Genomic DNA, 17,586 nt, shown 5'->3' with positions numbered 1-17,586 from the left:
TGTCACCAATGAGAAAGAGTGCCGATAGAGCCAAAGGAGCTTAAGAAAGAAGATTCTTATCATCACCTGTTCCGCTCATGCCACCCGTCCGTTTTAAAACATATTTGCAGTCGCGTCGCACCGTATCAAAAGGGTTGTCAAATAACCCTCTCTTGGCGACAAAAACGTACCATCCGTCTTGCGCATTGGGTGAAAACTCGTCAAAAAGAGCCCGTAAGCGTCTTTTACACCGATTTCTCACTACTGCATTACCGACTTTTTTACTGGCCGTAAATCCAACTCTTTTTTCTCCCGTTAAAGGGAGATAAAACAACGCGATCGAAGTGCTGTGCGCATTCTTCCCACGCTGATAAACACGCTGAAACTCACTATGGAGTTTTAGCATCGAAAAGCTATTTAGACAGCCAATCGTTTTCTACCCTTAGCACGACGAGCGTTCAATACTCGACGGCCGTTTTTTGTCGCCATACGTGCACGGAATCCGTGGGTACGTTTACGTGGCGTATTATGCGGTTGGTATGTTCTTTTCATAAGCCATTCCCTTTAGAAATTTTTAGCACGCAATAATAGACAATTTTTACTTAAAGGTCGGTTAAGCTTCGTAAAAGCTTGTTAAAACAATCTGAGATATGGCCGATATTGTCACAAAGATTCAATACTCACTATAAGGTAAGATCATGACAACAGCCACTTCTCTTGATGCATATCGTTCCCATGAACTCAGCATTCAAATGAAAACAAGTTCAGGTGATACCCTCTCTCTAAATTTTCAAAATACGCAGTCGCTCTCTTTGAGTGAAAAAACCTCGGACAGTTCTAAAGAACAATCATTCTCGTTTTCATCTATGCAGGCGTTTTCATTTAATATCGATAGCAACGGTATTACGGCTCAGGATCAAAAAGAGATCAACGCTTTTATGAAAAAAGCACAGCCGTATATCGATAAATTCATGAAAGAACTCGAAGATCAGAACCAAACCTCACCGATCAATAAAATCGCATCCGATGTTACCAAACTCATCGGAAATCTAAATAACAGTGATCAAAATACGAAAAACTATGCTAAAAAAGGGGTCGTTGACCTCTTTGATCACAGTTTAAAAAATGTCAAATCAGATGAAAAAATGATCAATGAAGCCCAAAAGCTTCTTCAAAAAATTATTGACGGGTTTGATAAAACGATGAAAACTATCTACGCTTAGGGCTTCAAAAAATCCCTGAGCATAGGCTGATTCGATTGCCCTTTAGGTTCCAAATCAATCTTTACCGAGGGTTTAAGTTTCATATGACAATCACGGCATTCGCGTATCACCGCATGCTCCGCTACCCTCGCTCCCTCAATTTTTGCAATCGGATGACAGGCAAAACAATCGCTTCCGCAATCACCCATTTTAGCGGGATCGGCACTGTGGCATTTGATACACGTCGTCATCGGTTTGTGCCGTTTGTCGGTATCGATATTTTTAAGCAATGCAGGATGACAGGTCATACAATCTCCTGTACATCCCCAAAGCGGTAACAATAGTATAAAGAGAAGCGCAATCGTTTTCATAAATGCGATTATGCCACAGTAACGTTAATCTCGTCCCCTACCGCATCAAATGTAACGAATGAGCCCTCTTCTACCTCTCCGCCGAGGATCAAATCGGCAAGCCGGTCTTCGACTATCTCATACAATGCCCGTTTCAACGGTCGAGCACCGTATACCGGATCGAATCCTGCAGCTGCAACATAGCGTTTTGCCGCATCGGTGAGTGTAAGAGTAATATTTCTCTCTTCTACTTTTGCCGCAATATCTTTAAAGAACAGATCAACAATACTGAGAATTTGTGCTTCTCCCAAAGGATTAAAGACCACTACATCATCCAAACGGTTTAAGAACTCCGGTTTGAAATGTTGTTTAAGCTCGCCTAGGACCATCTCTTCTAAGTGTGGGTCACCGTGATGCGCCATGATCTTGTCACTGGCGATATTAGAGGTCAAGATAATGATCGTATTGGTAAAATCAACCACTACCCCTTTGTTATCGGTCAGACGTCCGTCATCGAGCACCTGAAGGAGTACGTTGAAAACATCGGGATGGGCTTTTTCTACCTCATCGAACAAAATAACGCTGTACGGTTTACGGCGTACCGCTTCGGTAAGCTGTCCCCCTTCATCAAATCCGACGTACCCTGGAGGTGCTCCGACGAGACGTGACACCGCATGTTTCTCCATATACTCCGACATATCGATACGGATCATCGATTCACTGCTGTCGAAGAGGAATTTTGCCAACGTTTTCGCCGTCTGCGTTTTACCAACCCCTGTAGGTCCGAGGAACAGGAACGATCCGATAGGACGGCTTTTATCAGAGAGTCCTGCTTTATTGCGCTTGATCGCTCGCGCTACCGCATGAGTCGCTTTTTCTTGACCGACAACATCATGGTTGAGTTCATCTTCGATATGAAGGATTTTCTCTTTTTCGCTTTGGAGCATTTTGTTGACCGGAATTTTTGTCCAGCGGCTCACGATTCCGGCAATAGAAGCTTCATCGACACTGTTTTTGAGCAATGTCCCCCCGGCGACCATCTCTTTCCATTTCTCTTGGAGGGCTTTCTCTTCCTCGAAGAGTTTAGGAATTTGCCCGTATTCGATCTCGGCAGCTTTATTAAAATCAGCCGCTTGTTTTGCACTCTCGGCTTCACGGCGTTTGGATTCGATTTCAGCTTTTATTTTAGCGACCCGCTCGAACACCTCTTTTTCATGGGCGAACTGTGATTCCAGACTGCGTCGCTCTTCACCCGCATCGGCAAGCTCACGCTCAATCTCTTCGAGGCGTTTGGTATTTGACACCGATTCTTCCATTTTAAGAGCCTCTTTTTCGACCTCTAAATTGGTTAATGTACGCTTTACACTCGCCAATGCATTCGGCTCTGATTCAATTTGCATACGTAATTCTGCTGCAGCTTCGTCAATCAAATCGATCGCTTTGTCCGGTAAAAATCGATCATTAATATAACGGTCGGAAAGTTTTGCTGCCGCTACCAATGCCGAATCGGCGATATTGATACTGTGATGCGCTTCCAAACGCTCTTTAAGTCCGCGTAAAATCTGCAATGTCTGATTTACGCTTGGTTCATCGACATTAACCGGCTGAAAACGTCGTTGCAACGCGGCATCTTTTTCAAAATATTTGCGATACTCTTTGAGGGTTGTTGCTCCGATTGTGTGCAATTCACCCCGAGCCAAGGCCGGTTTGAGGATGTTGGCGGCATCCATCGACCCCTCTGATGCTCCTGCACCGACAATGGTATGAATCTCATCGATAAAGAGGATAATATTCGCCGATTTTTTTACCTCATCGATTACCGCTTTGAGACGATCCTCGAATTCTCCACGGTATTTTGCCCCGGCGATCAATGCGCTCATATCCAGGGTAATTACCCGCTTGTTTTGGAGGCTGAGAGGTACCTCTTTATTATAGATACGCTGTGCCAATCCTTCTACAAGTGCCGTTTTACCGACTCCGGGTTCTCCGAGGAGAATCGGATTGTTTTTCGTTTTACGGATCAAAATCTGCATCATACGACCGATCTCTTCATCCCGTCCGATAACAGGGGAAAGTTTCCCTTCTGCCGCTTCTTTTGTCAAATCAATCCCGTATTTAGCAAGAGATTCGAGATTTTCATCTGCTGTTTGACTTTCGATCTTTTGTCCTGCGCGAGACGCTTCGAACGTTTTAGCCAATTCGCGTAAATCGACATATTTACCTAAAATTGCTTTAAACGGATCATTTTGAAGATTCGCAATAATATAGGTGTCAATCGCCAAAAAGCTGTCACCGTTTTTTGCCATCTCTCCGCTGCTCACTTCGAGCGAATGGGCAAAGTTACGTGATAAACGAATGCTCTCTTTGGTAACGTGAGAAGCACTCGGGAGTTTGGATGCCGTACTTTTAACATCGAGCTCGATTGCCGTTTTATCGATGCTCATTTTGTTGAGCATTTGATTGAGCGGCGAATTGCTGTTAGCCAACAATGCCCATAAAAAATGGATCGGTTCTACTTCGCTGTTTTTATTGTGTAAAGCCAGAGAGATCGAGGATTCGATCATCTCGGTCATTTGATGAGTAAGATTTTCAAAAATATTGTTTGCCATAAAATTCTCCTAATTGAGTTACAAGAATTATAGTACTTTGAGTCACTTGTTGTCAAGTCTTTTTAGTAAAATCTTTTAGAGTAGTAAAGATGACGCTATGCCAATCACTCCTCCAAAGACTCCTCCCCATACGACAAGCCACCCTAAATGCTCTTTCATCAGGGCATGGAGCATCTCTTTAACCATCCCAGGGGTTAATTCAGCCAATCGTAACTCAACGATCTCACCGATCGTATCCGTCAAATGACCGCTGCCCTGATGCAAATGCTCATTTAGTGCATTTATAAACGACTCGCTTTGCGAAATCTCGATCGTAGAGGTCTTGATCTTTTCTAAAAACGGCTCTTTGAGTTTTGCGATCATCGCTTCACCTCCGAACATCCCTATCATACCACCTAAAGATGAATCCATGACACTCCGTACCAATGCATTGTACGCCGGAGTAAAATCGGTTTGTTCGATAATCGGAGTCAAATCGATGGTACGTTCCTGTGATTTTACAAACGATTCAATTTTCTCTGGGGTAAAGAACTGCTCCATGATGAGTGTTTTTAGGGCTATACGGATCGATTCGAAACGATCCAAAATAATTCCCGAGCCATAGAGAAACGGAACTTTCTCAAATAACATATGTATCGCGAGTTGATTCGTCACTGCTCCGGAGAGGGCAAACAGTCCGGCACTGCGCAATGCTGTTGCAGCAGAGCCTTCAGCCATATACGATGCCCCGATCACTGTAACAGCAACGGCATTCGTTATCCATCCTTTATCCATATAGACATCTCCTTTTGTTAATACGGGTATTATACAAAAAAGGTTAAAGTTACACCCAAAAAAGGAGAGGTAAATGATTCTACACACTCTAGATACCCTGCTTAAATCGGGTGAATCCGCTGCTATCCTTGGTGCCGTCTCCTCAGCACTCGCTCGTAGCGATGAAGCCCCTTTTTGGCGACAAAAGAGTCTGCCGTTTTGTGAGGCTGTTTTAAGTGTGCTAATTCCTCTTCGAGAGCAGAATCTGTTGTTTGATCCTGAGGGAAATCCGCATACGGAGCTGACTCCCGTACTCTTTATCCGCTGGTGCGATCTGTTAAGTCTTAAAACCCTCGCTTTTACTCTCGCAAAAAGCAACGATGCAGGTAAACTTCTTCGGACTAAAATCGATTCTGATTCCTATCAGCCCGTCGATTTGGAGATTTTGGGAAAATACCTCAGCGGTTACAGTGTCAATCTCTCCGATGAATGGGTCGATTTCCCGATCACAAACTACAATCTCCATATCGGGATGACATCCCTGCTCACTAAAATATTAGAAGGAAAATGTTAATGCAAGAGATGAAAGCCCTCAAAATCAACAGCTATCTCTCATCAGGAGAGATCACTAAACTGCTCGAAAATGTCGAGTACATATTGATGGCATCCCCATCGATGATGGTGGATGAGCTCCCGATCCATTTCACCATTATCCTCAACACTGCCGATGTGATCCCAGAAGAGGTAAAACCTCTCATCTTGGAAAAATTCTGTCGCGAGCTTGGAATTACCGCAACCAGCCATGTTCTAAGCAACCGAGAGCGTATCGCATTTGCCATGACAACCCAAGAAACCCCAATGCCCAAACATATCATCGATGACGCCGAAGCCAACACGATTCCGTGGACTCTGTTGCATATAATCGATTTTCTAGGAGATTCAGAAGGATTTAAAGAGGCGAAAGATGGGCTTAGCGGATGGAGTTATAGCTACAATTAATGTGTAAGTGGGAATTTTACAAATCTATTATAGAAAAGGGAAATAAATTTTATAGTTTCCCTTCGTATTCAACTATTGTCTTTAGACTCATTTAGCATTTGTACAAAATTTTTAAATTTATCTTCTGCTCTCTCTTTTTTCGACCATGTTTCAATATTTTTAAGATCAAAAGGATTCTGTTGAGCAACCCAGACTGCTTGATGGAGACTCTGCTCATCTTTCCAGTGATAGTACGCCGCCAAGCGGTCTTTGATACAGTCAGTCGGCGTTAACAGCCGAAGCACTCCTGCTTCGGTATCGATTTCCGCGATCTCAGTCACCGGAGCATCTCCGACACCCAACGGACCGGATGGAAATTCGACAAACAAGTGTGTATCTTCGTGGATAAAATAGCGATCTTTCTCTCTAAATCCCAACTCATCCATCACTTTTTTAATCTTTTTGAATTGAGTATTGTATTGATTGATGAGATCTATATCGTACGAGGTATATTCCCCTCGACTGTATATTTCAACACACGAACCACCTGAAAGGACGACAGGGATATCGTTAGCTTTGAGCCTGTCGCATAAAAACCCGCCGAGTTCCATCATGCTCATCTCTTTGATAGGTTTCATAACGGTTTCTCAGGTCTGCGCGGGCGTTTGCGTTGTAGAGTTAACAGCTCTTTGGTTTTTGGATCGTAATACTCTCTCGCTTTTTCCAATAAAGCTGTAAGTTCGTTTAAAAAAGCATATCGGGGATTGATAAAATAGCGTCGTGTTCTACCCGACATTTTACTAAGCAGTACGCCCCCTTGTTCGAGCTTTTCGAGCTGATTTTGGATAGAGGGGAGAGTAACGTCAAAAAAACGGGCGATTTCTCTCGCATATCCCTCTTCGAATACGAGAATGTATTGCAAGACTAATTCACGATTTTTAGTTCCGAAAAGTACTTCGAGCATCTAGCATCCCCTTTTATGATATAGATATTATATCATTTGATACAAATATTATATCATAATACAACGCTTTTCAATCTCCTCGACTGTTTTTGCAATCATCGAGGAAAGGTTCTCATATCCGCTTTCCGTGACGAGAATATTGTCCTCGATACGAATACCGATTCCTCGATATTTTTCATCAACCGATTCATCGTCACTTCGGATATAGATCCCCGGCTCAATCGTCATCACCATCCCCGGAACGAATACCAAACTTTCCCCTTCTTCGTCCACATAAGGACACGGATCGTGGACATCCAGTCCCATCCAGTGTCCTATCCCGTGCGGAGCGTATTTTTTGTGTTCTTTCGCTTCTATCAGGGCATCACGTTCACCGCTTAAAATGCCCAGTTCTATTAATGCATCACAGAGAAGTTCTTCGCTGTATTTTTGAAGCCAGTCGCGTTTTACACCCGGTTTGATCGCTTCGATCACGCGGAGCTGAACATCGAGGACCTTTTCGTATACTTCACGCTGCGCATCGCTGAATCTGCCGTTAACCGGAAATGTGCGGGTGATATCGCTGGCATAGAGTTCCCACTCGCACGCCGCATCGATCAGTACCAAATCACCGTCTCGCAATGTATCGCGGTTATCGACGTAATGGAGTGTATTGGCATTATTACCACCGGCTACAATCGCCCCGTAGGCTTCATTCATCGCACCGCTGTTTAAAAAGACATAACTCATGTCGGCCTGTAGCTGATACTCCATCATTCCCGCACGGCATTCGCGCATTGCGGTATGATGTGCTTCCGCAGTGATCAAGACAGCATGCCGAATCATCTCTAACTCATCATCGGATTTAATAAGGCGTAACGTGCGGATCAAAAAGGTAACATCACGGATGGCGCGGATATGACGTTTAATGCCCCGTGTCGAATGAAGTGATTGTGCGGCTTTTTTCGCTTCATCAAGTCTGGCAGAATCGCTGTAGAGATCAATATAGAGATTGATATGCTCACGCAAAAGCTCTTTGATCAATTCCGCATATTCAGCAACATCATGTACTTCGTCCACTTTGAAACACTCGCGTGCACCATCCACACCCAAACGTGCGCCGTTCCATAGTGCATGTTCGGCATTGTATGCTTCCACAAAGAGGATCGTTTTCGTCGATTCGGGAGTTTTGATCATTACAAGAACAGAGTTATCTTCATTAAACCCGCAGAGATAATAAAAATCACTGCTTTGGCGGTATGAGTATTCGGTATCGTTGGAACGGATTTGGGTAGGGGCAGAGGTGATGATCGCCACCCCTTCTTCCATCATATCCAGAAGTTTTTGGCGGCGGTTTAAAAAGTGTGTTTCATTCATGGCGATATTGTGCCATAATTTTAAGTTGATATATAAAAATCACAAGTGATTTTGAGCACTCTGCTGAAGAGAGCCCAGTGTTAACGTAGCTAATCGGGACGAGTTCCGATTAGCGTTTTAAGAAACTAAAAATTCCGTTCTAAAAGTTTTCCAACTTTAAGGATCGTAATAATCCGGTCGGCTTGTTTGCCGACACCGTCAATCATACTCTCTTCTTCGGAAATCGTATCCGGTGCAGGACCGACGTCACGTTTCGGTAATCGTATCGCTTCAGTGAGACGATCAATGACAAACCCGGCGACATCATCACCGTTTTTCATAACGATAAAGCGGGTCTCTTCCGTATGCTTCATCGTCTCCAAACCAAAACGGGAACGTAAATCAATCAACGGAATAACGGAACCGCGAAGATTGAAAACTCCTAAAATATAGGCGGGTGTTTGCGGAACACGTGTCCAGGAAATCGGCTTGATGATCTCCTGAATACTCAAAATGGGTACCGAAAATTCTTCATCACCGACGATGAAACCGACCAGCTGAATGACTTCATCGATTTTCGTATCGTCTCCGGAGAGGGCTTTATGCTGTTTATTGATGATTTGTTGAAGTTTTTCACTCATAATTATAGTCCCTCGTTAAACTTGATATTGCGTTTGACGACATTCATCAGATATTCCGGTGAATACGGTTTCGTGATATACTCGATCATTCCCGATTCTACCCCACGCATCCGATCGGCTTTTCCGGTTCGGGAAGTGACGGCAATGAGCGGAAGATTTTTGTACTTGTTGTATTTTTTGATCTCAGCGGCCAGGGTATAGCCATCCATACGCGGCATCTCAATGTCAATCAGCATGGCGTCAAAGATGTGATCGCCTTGTTTCAGTACATTCAGAGCCTCAACCCCGTCCGTGGCTTCAACAAGAGTAATCCCCATAGGTTCTAACGATTTACGCATAATCGTACGGTCGGTTTTGGAATCATCCACGATCATAACGCAATAATCGCTGGCTGAATTTTTAACTCCGCCCCGTCCTTTTGCTTCCGAACTCTCTTGGCCGACAGTAGATTTGACCGATTTTGCCATTTGCATCAATGCTGCAACATCAACGATCAAGGTTACGCCGCCGTCACCGCGAATGGTCGCTCCGGCAATTCCTTCGATCCCTTTGAGGTATTCACCGAGGGATTTGATAACGATCTCTTCCTGTCCGACCAATGAATCGACGATGAGACCGATTTTACTCTCGGCAAGTCCGAGAACAACGACATAGGCGTGTTCACTGTTGTCAAAGACCCGTTCAACTTCAAAGATATCTCCGATATGAACCAACGAAAGAACCTCATCACGCAAACGCATAACGGAACGGCTCTCAACGGTGTAAATCTCATCTTTGCTGATACGTACCGTTTCAAGAACCGACGCAAGAGGGATCGCATAATACTCTTCCTGAACTCCGACCAATAGTGCTTGGATGATTGCAAGGGTGAGAGGAATTTTGAGTTTCATCGACGTCCCCTGACCCACTTCGGAGTCAATGTCGATCATACCATTGAGCTTTTCGATATTGGTTTTTACAACGTCCATTCCGACACCGCGTCCGGAGACACTCGTAACCTGTGAAGCCGTGGAGAATCCCGGACGGAAAATAAGACCGAATGCCTCTTTTTCAGACATACCGTCGGCCTCTTTCTCGGTAATAACCCCTTTTTCGATTGATTTGGATTTGAGCATATCCGCATCGAGCCCCTTACCGTCATCGACAATCTGAATAACGATATGGTTCCCCTCATGATACGCTTTGAGATGGATCGTTCCTGTCTCTTCCTTACCTGCAGCAAGACGAACTTCCGGCGTTTCAATCCCGTGGTCGCACGAGTTGCGGATAATATGAACGAGCGGATCCCCGATCTCTTCCACAATCGATTTATCAAGCTCTGTCTCTTCACCCGTGATTTCAAGCTCAATTTTTTTATTCAGTTCACGTGAAAGGTCACGAATCATACGAGGGAATTTGTTAAAGACTTTTCCGATCGGCAACATCCGTGTTTTCATAACCGCAATCTGCAAATCGGTCGTAACCAAAGAGACGATCGATACGACTTGGTTCAGCTCTTCGAGGAAGGCTTCACCTTCATAGCGCTCTTCAACATCATCGTTGATTTTAATAAGGCGGTTTTTACCTAAAACCAATTCTCCGATCAAATTCATCAAATGATCCAGCCGTTTGACATCGACGCGAATCGTCTGTTCTACCGTCGAACCGCCGCGGGCTTCTCCATCCTCTTTCGCTTCAGCTCGTCGTGCAACCGGTGCCGGTTTTACTTCTGCTTTCGCCTGAGGCGCCGCAGCTGCCGGGGTAACCGGTACCGGAGCAGGCGCCGCTTCAGCCTTGGGAGCTGGCTGTTCCTCTTTTTTCTGTGCCCGTTTTGCCGCATCTTCTGCTTGACGAACGGCAATAAGACGTTCAATTTCCGCTTCGACTTCGGCTTCACTCATCCCTGAATAATCCGGTTCTTCTTCCTCAACAACAGGTGCGGCAGCTGCTGGGGCTGCATGAGCAGCTCTTTTGGCTGCATCTTCAGCTTGGCGTTTTGCCAGGAGGCGTTCTATCTCCGCTTCTACTTCCGCATCGCTCATTCCGGAATAATCGGGTTCTTCTTCGGCTGCAGCGGCAGCCACAGCCGGTGCAGGTTCAGATACAGGGGCCGCATGAGCAGCTGCAGGAGGAGGAACCGTCTCACCTAATGCCGTTCCGTTTGCCACGGCATCAAGTCGCATAACACATCCGGAAATCTCTAATCCCGAATCTTCCCCTTTATCACGGATACGGACAAGAAGCGCTTTCATCAAATCAATCGACTCGAGGATGACGTCCATGACATCCGCATCGATCACCAAGTCTCCGTGACGTGCCATATTGAGCAAATTTTCCATATGGTGGGTCAAATGGGTCAACACATCGAAATTTAAAAAAGAACTAGCCCCTTTAATCGTATGGGCTACCCGGAAGATACGGTTAAGCAAATCCAAATCATCAGGCCGAGATTCCAACTCGACAAGATCCTGATCCAGTTGTTCAATCAGTTCAAACGACTCAACCAAAAAATCTTGTAATATCTCTTGAAATTCATCCATTGGTCAACCCCTAAAGAATATGAGCACGTACAACACGTGCTACTTCATCGTAAAATAAATTCGAATCAAATTTGACCAAATAGGCCTCTCCGCCTGCTTCTTTTCCGCGTATCTCACTGAAGTGATCACTGATAGAAGAGTTAAACACAATAGGGATCATTTTAAATCGCTCATCCGATTTTACATTGGCGGCAAAATGGAATCCGTCCATCAACGGCATCTCAATATCCGAAGCAATGAGACGAAGTTTAGAAGAGAGATCGTTGCCGTAAGCCCGATACAAATCCTCCAGAATTTTAAGTCCCTGCTGTCCATCCGTCGCTTCAATAACGTCAAAGCCCATCTGCTCCAACGCCTCTTTGATAATCCGTCTCGCCGTAGAACTGTCATCAAGCAATAAAACATGACCGCTAAAGCGATGTTTTCCATCTTCGAGTTTGCCGCTGGAAGGTTGATAGAGTCCGAGCTCTTGAACAACACCTTCCAAATCTAAAATCAGTAAAACACCATCATCTTCGATACGGGTAACTCCCGTAATTTTAGAACCGTCCAAGCCCCCTGAAGAGGACATAAAAGAGGCCGGTTCAATATCTTTCCAGTTAATGCGGCGTATCCGTTTTGCTTCGTGAACAACAAAACCGATGAGGATGTTATTGAATTCGGTAATAATTACCCGCGATTCTCGAACCATCTCTTCAGGTGCATCCACCCCCATCCATTTTGCCAAATTGACCACAGGGATGACCACACCGCGCAAATCGAAAATCCCTTCGATAAAATCGGGGGTTCCCGGAAGCTCCGTCAATTTCGGGAATCGAATGATTTCGCGTACCTTTGCGACATTCACCCCATATATCCCTTCATATATCTCATCGCCTTCGCGTTTGAATATACGAAAATCGACCAACTCCATCTCGTTTGTGCCGACTTTTAAAACATCACCTTGTCCCTTCATAGGGGCTCCTTACGAAAAACTGCTTCGTGTAATAACGGCTGATTTTGGGTTGATTGTACACTAAAGTATCTTTCATTGCAAGCAAAAGCAGCGAGATTAATGTAATGCAGACCATTGATTTCGAACGTCTGATTTTGATGGAAATGCCCCTCAATCAAGACATCGATCGATTCAAGATTCAATGTCCCTAAGCGTCTTTCAATCAGATTTTTAAAATTCTCAATACTTCGGCAATGGCTTTTTCGCTTCATCTGCTCTTCCAACCATGCCACGATAAAGCCGTTTTTCATATTATCTATCGTTCGAAGGAGTCCTAAAACCAAAGGGCTTCGGATCAGTGCGGTATAAAGCTCATACCCCCATCCCATGTTGCTGTCTCCGTGTGAAAGGGCAATATTTTTACCTTCATACGTCATAACCAAAGGTTGATGTTCGCGAGAAATAACGTTTACATGAGGCAACAAATCCGCAAGCAAAAAATCGTGATTCCCTTCCAAATAGAAAATTTCGATTCGTTTACTCAAACGGTTCAGCAGATCAAGCCCTTCCGTGTTATAGCTATACGTTCGCGGTATGGGACCGTAAAGCATATCAAATACATCGCCCATCAAAATCAATTGCGGTGTTGTGATCTCACCCAAATCAAGCGCATGAAGAAAATCAATAAAAGGAGTGCGCCAAGGAGCGCAATGGGCATCGGCGATTAAAATCGCCCCGCAGAGGAGTGGTTTAGGGGACATACGCAATTTTAGGAATCCCGAGCGTTTCATCCAGTCCCATCATAAGATTAGCATTGACAAGAGCCTGTGAACTGGCTCCGCGCATCAGATTGTCAATCGCACACATTGCAACAAGCGCATTGCCGTGACGCGCCGCATACACATCGGCGAAATTGGTTCCCGAAGTCATTTTAGTGTGCGGCGGAGTATTACGAACACGGACAAACGGTTTGTCGGCATAAAACATCTCCATCATCACAAGTGGATCGCACTCGGTTTTCAAGGTCGCATACACACATGCCAGCATCCCGCGTGTCATTGGAACGAGCGAAGGGACAAAGGTAACATGGACTCCATTACCGCATAAATCACCCGCATGTTGTTCAATCTCAACCGCATGACGGTGCTTGATAATGTTGTAGCAGTTAATATTATCATTGACACTCACGTAATGCGTCCCTGATGAAGGGGATTTACCGGCACCCGACACCCCGGTTTTTGAGTCAATAAAAATAGGAGAATTGAGATCAATCTGATCTAAAAACGGTGCCAGTGCCATCAACGCCGCCGTCACATGACAACCCGGGTTCGCGATAAGCTGTGCCCCTGCTGCACGATCTCCGTGGAGTTCGGGAATCGAGTAGACCGCATGTGAAAGGTTCTCCGTGTCTTCGTGTTCACAATAAAATGCTTCGTAATTTTCCTGTGAGAGACGGTAATCTGCGGAAAGATCGACGACTTTAACACCGCGTTCCAACAGCCCTTTGGCCGTCTGCATCGCTGTTTTATGTGGAAGGGCTAAAAAAATCAGCTCGCACGATGCTGCCGCTGACTCCAAATCGACCTTATCCACCGACAAATCGCACACACCTGCCAAAGAGGGGTGCAAGACACCGATAGTGGTTTCACCCTCCGTATTGGCACAATATGTCAATGTAAAAATCGGATGGTTAAGAAGCATTTTTACGAGTTCTAATCCCGTATAGCCGCTGACTCCGATGATTCCGACATTAATGGCTTTCAAACACGATCTCCTGATATTTTACCTCTACTACTTCGAATGATTTTTCACCGCCCGGAAGACGGGCTTTAAAATCATCCCCCTCTTCTCGACCCAAAAGCTGTTTTGCAAGCGGTGAGTTAAACGATATCAAACCGCGTTCCGGATTGCTCTCACATCCGCCGACAATCGTATAGGTCACCTCTTCGTCTTTGTCCAAATCGTTCAATACAACGGTAGAACCGAAACTTACGCGTGCATGTTCGAGCTCACTTGGATCAACAATCTGTGCACGGGAGATGACTTCTCCCAGTTCTGCGATACGGGTACCGATAAATGCCTGTTTTTCACGTGCGGCATGGTATTCCGAATTCTCTTTTAAATCTCCGTACTCTTTGGCACGGTCGATTTCAACATTGACTGCCGGTAAATCGACATTTTTAAGGGTATTCAGCTCATCACTTAATCGCTGAAACCCGTATTTGGTCATGGGTTCTTTTTGTTCCACTGTATGCTCCGCAGAAATAATAATGAAGCATTATACCAAAGCTATTGACTCAATACCCGATGATACTCATATGATTGGGTGATTTTTTCGCTGTTTTCTTTTCCATTGCAAACGTCCGTTGAAGATGTTCGGAAGAAGTAATGTCTGATCTGCTCCCCATCCTCACTACGACAGAGCTCACCCCGAGCAGTTTAAACTCACGCATTTTCCCCTCACGGTCTTCGGCGACAATACATCCGCGTTCCCGGTCTTTGGACTCGTAAAATTCCCTCACTTCGTCACTGAAGGTCAAGATGAGTTTCTCAATTTCACTGCATACACGTTCAAAGGTCTGTTCATTCTTTAATGTCGCACCGACAAAAAAATCATCACCGCCGATGTGCCCTTTGAAATACTCCTGCGAAAGGACTTTATGCATTAAATCGGTAAACAGCAAAATGACCCGATCTCCGTTGCGAAATCCATAATAATCGTTATACGGTTTAAAATGGTCAAAATCGAAATAGGCCAATACCGCTTCAGCTCCGCTTTCGATGATGGAAGCGGTGTATTCATTGATTCTAAAGTTCCCCGGTAATCGTGTCAAAGGATTTTCATCGCGTGCGCGAATAAGATTGCGTTCATGTACCACTTCGATCATCTCCCGCGCACTGAGATAGCCTATGTAACGTGCAGACTCCATCACCAAAACTCCCGGAGCGTTATGGGATAGTGAAAAAAGCTCAATCATCGTCTCCAAAGGCATCGTCAAATCTACGACGGGGATCGGCTCGATATAGGTCTCCAGTGCCGAAAGGTTTGATGAACGGTTTTGGGTCAGCGATCGTCCGTATGGGGAACAGGCGATTGATTTTAACTGATGTTCATGAATAATACCTATCGGATGCATTGACGAATCGACAACCGGAACCAAAAACATCTCTTTATTTTCGTTGAGCAAATTCAGCAAGGTCTCCATACTGTCTTCGATCATAATCGGTTGTAGTAATTCGAGCCGTTTTAAGATTATATTTTCGTCGCTTTTTGAGCGTTTGTTCTGAACAAAACTACTGGATACTTGGGAATATTTTTGGATTATTTGGGTGCAATCGAGTGTTGGGCGCTGGATAAAATACCCCTGTACCATCTGACATCCGATCTCTTTGCATACCAACAGTTCCCGTTCAGTCTCCACCCCTTCGGCGATTACTCGGCATCCCATCAACGTTGCGAGCTGAACCATATTGCGTGCCAACAGCTTTTTTTTCGGCTCTTTATCGATTGAAGTCAAGAAAAAACGGTCGATTTTAATAATATCCGGCGCGCAGTGATAGAGCAGCTTGTAACCTGAGTGCCCTATTCCGAAATCGTCAATCGCGATGCAAAACCCTTCATCACGATAATGAAGCATAAGTTTGGTGAAATGTTCCGTGTCGATAATCTCATTGTGTTCGGAAACTTCAAATACCATAGCTTTGGTATCGATACCGTAACGTCTAAGGATATGGACCGTATTTCCTTTGGAAAAATTGGTCATTTCCAAAACACGGTTATCGATATTGTAAAAAAGCTTGATATTCTCGTATCCTTCGATCAATGAGAATTTTTCAATTACCTTCTCACGAAGACGCAAATCGAACGTATAAAGAATATTTTCTTCGTACAATCGATCAAAAAATGACGCAATAGAGTCATAACCGAGGACATCCGTCCCGCGCAACAAAGCCTCAACTCCGAAAAGTGTTCCGGAATGAATGTCTACAATCGGCTGAAAAGCCACATCTAAAATTTCGAGAAAGTGATGATAAATAGGGTGTAATGGTTCCATAACAAAGAGTATAAAACTCCTGTGTCACAGAGAGATTACAAGCGTAATCGATTCACCTTACCTGAATCTCTATTTACGATAGCGTTTAAAGACTTCATAAAGCTCTTCAAACGCGCTTTCACTCGATTTTTCGACGTCTTTCATCCGTTCCAAAGCAGCTTTGTAGTCGTGTTTATTAACCCAGAGATCAATTGATTCTTTCACACCTTGATGTACATTGGCATGATGTTTATTCAACGAAGAGAGAAATGCCGTCTCTTTTTTGATAATTTCCTGATTTACACCGAACCATTTCCCAAAACGACACTCATTTTCATTCTGTAATGTCGGAATTCCTCCGTTAATGAAGGAATTGTATCCGGTCAACTTGAAAAGGATATGATCGGCTTTTCCGTTTCCGATACCGATTTCTCGGGTAATGTTTTCGGTAATATTGGAGATTGCATCCGAATTTCGGATCACATTGTCAAGTTCGTCAAAAAAGAGGTTTAAAGTAGTGGAGATAGTGTTCCCGTTTTCTCGAAACTTTTGCGTCATATCCAAAATTTCGACTGCATTTTGTTTCAGTTGCGAAATATTGATCTCAACTTCCTGCGTCGCTTTTTGAGTTCGCTCGGCAAGTTTGCGTACTTCGTCGGCGACTACCGCAAAGCCTCTGCCGTGTTCCCCGGCACGCGCCGCTTCGATAGCGGCATTGAGCGCGAGAAGGTTGGTTTGATCACTGATATCTTTGATCAGACTGATAATGGCACCGATTGAACCTACACTGTTGTTTAACGAATTGGCTCCATTCTCAAGGCTTGTCGCTTCTTCCGAGATAGAGTCCACACTGCTGACAACATTATCCCGTTTCGATTTGACGGCATCGATACTTGCAGCCGAACTCACATTCATTGTACTTGCATGTTCCAATGCTTCGACATTGGACTGCATAATCCCCTGAACAAATCCGACACCGCTTTTATACGAGTGTAGCACCGTATCAAGTACATCATTTTTGATTTTCGACACTACAGCGTTTTCTTTGTGTGCGTCAATCTCCTGACGTGCTTTGTTCAACTCAGCGTGTAAAATCTCAATTTGCGATTTCAGCTCTCTGTTTTCATTCTCTATTTGTGAGACTTTGGCTTCCAATGTTTTATCATTTCCGAATAAACCCATATAGCGCTTCCTTCATAAATTGCATGCGGCCATTGTAACGAAGAAAATGGCAAAAAAAAACTACAAATTTTCAAATCTTTTTAACGAACCGTTGAACCAGATACCA

19 protein-coding genes are annotated in these 17,586 nt (G+C 44.5%); 3 read left to right on the top strand and 16 right to left on the bottom strand.

What is annotated here, in order from left to right; translation table 11 throughout:
- Positions 1-40 precede the first annotated feature (40 nt).
- Both rnpA and rpmH read right to left on the bottom strand, forming a co-directional pair.
- Positions 41-385, bottom strand: coding sequence for a ribonuclease P protein component (rnpA, locus tag PHP90_RS01045; protein ID WP_299923922.1), 345 nt, complete (start codon positions 383-385; stop codon positions 41-43).
- A gap of 11 nt (positions 386-396) precedes the next feature.
- Entirely contained in the window at positions 397-531 is a 135-nt protein-coding gene (gene rpmH / locus PHP90_RS01040; protein ID WP_013459438.1) for a 50S ribosomal protein L34, read from the bottom strand.
- 146 nt (positions 532-677) lie between these two features.
- On the opposite strand from rpmH, the gene PHP90_RS01035 reads away from it, so the two are divergent.
- A complete protein-coding gene (locus PHP90_RS01035) occupies positions 678-1,202 on the top strand; it encodes a hypothetical protein (protein WP_299923919.1) in 525 nt (174 codons plus the stop codon).
- Here PHP90_RS01035 and PHP90_RS01030 read toward each other — a convergent pair.
- From PHP90_RS01030 to PHP90_RS01020, 3 genes are all read right to left on the bottom strand, one after another.
- Positions 1,199-1,552 (bottom strand): hypothetical protein, encoded by a 354-nt coding sequence (locus PHP90_RS01030; RefSeq protein ID WP_299923916.1) that lies wholly within the window; start codon positions 1,550-1,552, stop codon positions 1,199-1,201. The genes PHP90_RS01035 and PHP90_RS01030 overlap by 4 nt on opposite strands.
- Positions 1,553-1,560: 8 nt before the next feature.
- Positions 1,561-4,140 (bottom strand): AAA family ATPase, encoded by a 2,580-nt coding sequence (locus tag PHP90_RS01025; protein WP_299923913.1) that lies wholly within the window; start codon positions 4,138-4,140, stop codon positions 1,561-1,563.
- A 75-nt stretch (positions 4,141-4,215) separates the two neighbouring features.
- Positions 4,216-4,914 carry a DUF445 domain-containing protein gene (locus PHP90_RS01020; RefSeq protein WP_299923910.1) on the bottom strand — a complete coding sequence of 233 codons (699 nt, stop codon included), beginning with the start codon at positions 4,912-4,914 and terminating at the stop codon, positions 4,216-4,218.
- A gap of 73 nt (positions 4,915-4,987) precedes the next feature.
- Here PHP90_RS01020 and PHP90_RS01015 point away from each other — a divergent pair, with 73 nt between their 5' ends.
- Together PHP90_RS01015 and PHP90_RS01010 are read left to right on the top strand one after the other, a co-directional pair.
- Positions 4,988-5,467, top strand: coding sequence for a hypothetical protein (locus PHP90_RS01015; protein WP_299923907.1), 480 nt, complete (start codon positions 4,988-4,990; stop codon positions 5,465-5,467).
- Entirely contained in the window at positions 5,467-5,892 is a 426-nt protein-coding gene (locus tag PHP90_RS01010; protein ID WP_299923905.1) for a hypothetical protein, read from the top strand. Before PHP90_RS01015 ends, PHP90_RS01010 begins: the two co-directional genes overlap by 1 nt.
- Before the next feature lie 68 nt (positions 5,893-5,960).
- Here the strand turns inward: PHP90_RS01010 and PHP90_RS01005 are convergent, their stop codons facing one another.
- From PHP90_RS01005 to PHP90_RS00955, 11 genes are all read right to left on the bottom strand, one after another.
- A complete protein-coding gene (locus tag PHP90_RS01005) occupies positions 5,961-6,509 on the bottom strand; it encodes a hypothetical protein (RefSeq protein WP_299923903.1) in 549 nt (182 codons plus the stop codon).
- Positions 6,506-6,835 carry a winged helix-turn-helix domain-containing protein gene (locus tag PHP90_RS01000; protein WP_299923900.1) on the bottom strand — a complete coding sequence of 110 codons (330 nt, stop codon included), beginning with the start codon at positions 6,833-6,835 and terminating at the stop codon, positions 6,506-6,508. Before PHP90_RS01000 ends, PHP90_RS01005 begins: the two co-directional genes overlap by 4 nt.
- 48 nt (positions 6,836-6,883) lie before the next feature.
- Complete coding sequence (locus PHP90_RS00995) at positions 6,884-8,191, bottom strand: aminopeptidase P N-terminal domain-containing protein (RefSeq protein WP_299923897.1); 1,308 nt, start codon at positions 8,189-8,191, stop codon at positions 6,884-6,886.
- A gap of 125 nt (positions 8,192-8,316) precedes the next feature.
- Positions 8,317-8,811, bottom strand: a complete 495-nt coding sequence (locus PHP90_RS00990; RefSeq protein WP_299923894.1) for a chemotaxis protein CheW — start codon at positions 8,809-8,811, stop codon at positions 8,317-8,319.
- Positions 8,812-8,813: 2 nt separating this feature from the next.
- Positions 8,814-11,330 (bottom strand): chemotaxis protein CheW, encoded by a 2,517-nt coding sequence (locus PHP90_RS00985; protein ID WP_299923891.1) that lies wholly within the window; start codon positions 11,328-11,330, stop codon positions 8,814-8,816.
- A 10-nt stretch (positions 11,331-11,340) separates the two neighbouring features.
- Positions 11,341-12,285, bottom strand: a complete 945-nt coding sequence (locus PHP90_RS00980) for a chemotaxis protein (protein WP_299923888.1) — start codon at positions 12,283-12,285, stop codon at positions 11,341-11,343.
- The gene (locus tag PHP90_RS00975) at positions 12,282-13,025 is read right to left on the bottom strand and encodes a metallophosphoesterase (protein ID WP_299923885.1); all 744 of its coding nucleotides are present in this window, start codon (positions 13,023-13,025) and stop codon (positions 12,282-12,284) included. Before PHP90_RS00975 ends, PHP90_RS00980 begins: the two co-directional genes overlap by 4 nt.
- Entirely contained in the window at positions 13,015-14,028 is a 1,014-nt protein-coding gene (argC, locus tag PHP90_RS00970) for an N-acetyl-gamma-glutamyl-phosphate reductase (RefSeq protein ID WP_299923882.1), read from the bottom strand. Before argC ends, PHP90_RS00975 begins: the two co-directional genes overlap by 11 nt.
- A complete protein-coding gene (gene greA / locus PHP90_RS00965; protein WP_299923879.1) occupies positions 14,015-14,512 on the bottom strand; it encodes a transcription elongation factor GreA in 498 nt (165 codons plus the stop codon). The genes argC and greA overlap by 14 nt, the downstream gene beginning before the upstream one ends.
- 49 nt (positions 14,513-14,561) lie before the next feature.
- Positions 14,562-16,319, bottom strand: coding sequence for a GGDEF domain-containing protein (locus PHP90_RS00960; RefSeq protein WP_299923876.1), 1,758 nt, complete (start codon positions 16,317-16,319; stop codon positions 14,562-14,564).
- A gap of 69 nt (positions 16,320-16,388) precedes the next feature.
- Entirely contained in the window at positions 16,389-17,480 is a 1,092-nt protein-coding gene (locus PHP90_RS00955; RefSeq protein WP_299923873.1) for a methyl-accepting chemotaxis protein, read from the bottom strand.
- Positions 17,481-17,586: the final 106 nt, after the last annotated feature.

This window comes from Sulfuricurvum sp., assembly GCF_028712165.1.
Taxonomy (GTDB): Bacteria; Campylobacterota; Campylobacteria; order Campylobacterales; family Sulfurimonadaceae; genus Sulfuricurvum.
Note: the sequence above shows the minus strand (reverse complement) of the source record. Positions and strands in the feature narration are given on the sequence as shown.

Coding starts and splice junctions, on each gene's coding strand:
- PHP90_RS01030 (WP_299923916.1), bottom strand. CDS start 1,552: ATGAAAACGATTGCGCTTCTCTTTATACTATTGTTACCGCTTTGGGGA.
- rpmH (WP_013459438.1), bottom strand. CDS start 531: ATGAAAAGAACATACCAACCGCATAATACGCCACGTAAACGTACCCAC.
- PHP90_RS01010 (WP_299923905.1), top strand. CDS start 5,467: ATGCAAGAGATGAAAGCCCTCAAAATCAACAGCTATCTCTCATCAGGA.
- PHP90_RS01005 (WP_299923903.1), bottom strand. CDS start 6,509: ATGAAACCTATCAAAGAGATGAGCATGATGGAACTCGGCGGGTTTTTA.
- PHP90_RS00990 (WP_299923894.1), bottom strand. CDS start 8,811: ATGAGTGAAAAACTTCAACAAATCATCAATAAACAGCATAAAGCCCTC.
- PHP90_RS01020 (WP_299923910.1), bottom strand. CDS start 4,914: ATGGATAAAGGATGGATAACGAATGCCGTTGCTGTTACAGTGATCGGG.
- PHP90_RS01035 (WP_299923919.1), top strand. CDS start 678: ATGACAACAGCCACTTCTCTTGATGCATATCGTTCCCATGAACTCAGC.
- rnpA (WP_299923922.1), bottom strand. CDS start 385: ATGCTAAAACTCCATAGTGAGTTTCAGCGTGTTTATCAGCGTGGGAAG.
- PHP90_RS00985 (WP_299923891.1), bottom strand. CDS start 11,330: ATGGATGAATTTCAAGAGATATTACAAGATTTTTTGGTTGAGTCGTTT.
- PHP90_RS00955 (WP_299923873.1), bottom strand. CDS start 17,480: ATGGGTTTATTCGGAAATGATAAAACATTGGAAGCCAAAGTCTCACAA.
- PHP90_RS01000 (WP_299923900.1), bottom strand. CDS start 6,835: ATGCTCGAAGTACTTTTCGGAACTAAAAATCGTGAATTAGTCTTGCAA.
- PHP90_RS01025 (WP_299923913.1), bottom strand. CDS start 4,140: ATGGCAAACAATATTTTTGAAAATCTTACTCATCAAATGACCGAGATG.
- PHP90_RS00975 (WP_299923885.1), bottom strand. CDS start 13,025: ATGTCCCCTAAACCACTCCTCTGCGGGGCGATTTTAATCGCCGATGCC.
- PHP90_RS01015 (WP_299923907.1), top strand. CDS start 4,988: ATGATTCTACACACTCTAGATACCCTGCTTAAATCGGGTGAATCCGCT.
- PHP90_RS00995 (WP_299923897.1), bottom strand. CDS start 8,191: ATGAATGAAACACACTTTTTAAACCGCCGCCAAAAACTTCTGGATATG.
- PHP90_RS00960 (WP_299923876.1), bottom strand. CDS start 16,319: ATGGAACCATTACACCCTATTTATCATCACTTTCTCGAAATTTTAGAT.
- PHP90_RS00980 (WP_299923888.1), bottom strand. CDS start 12,285: ATGAAGGGACAAGGTGATGTTTTAAAAGTCGGCACAAACGAGATGGAG.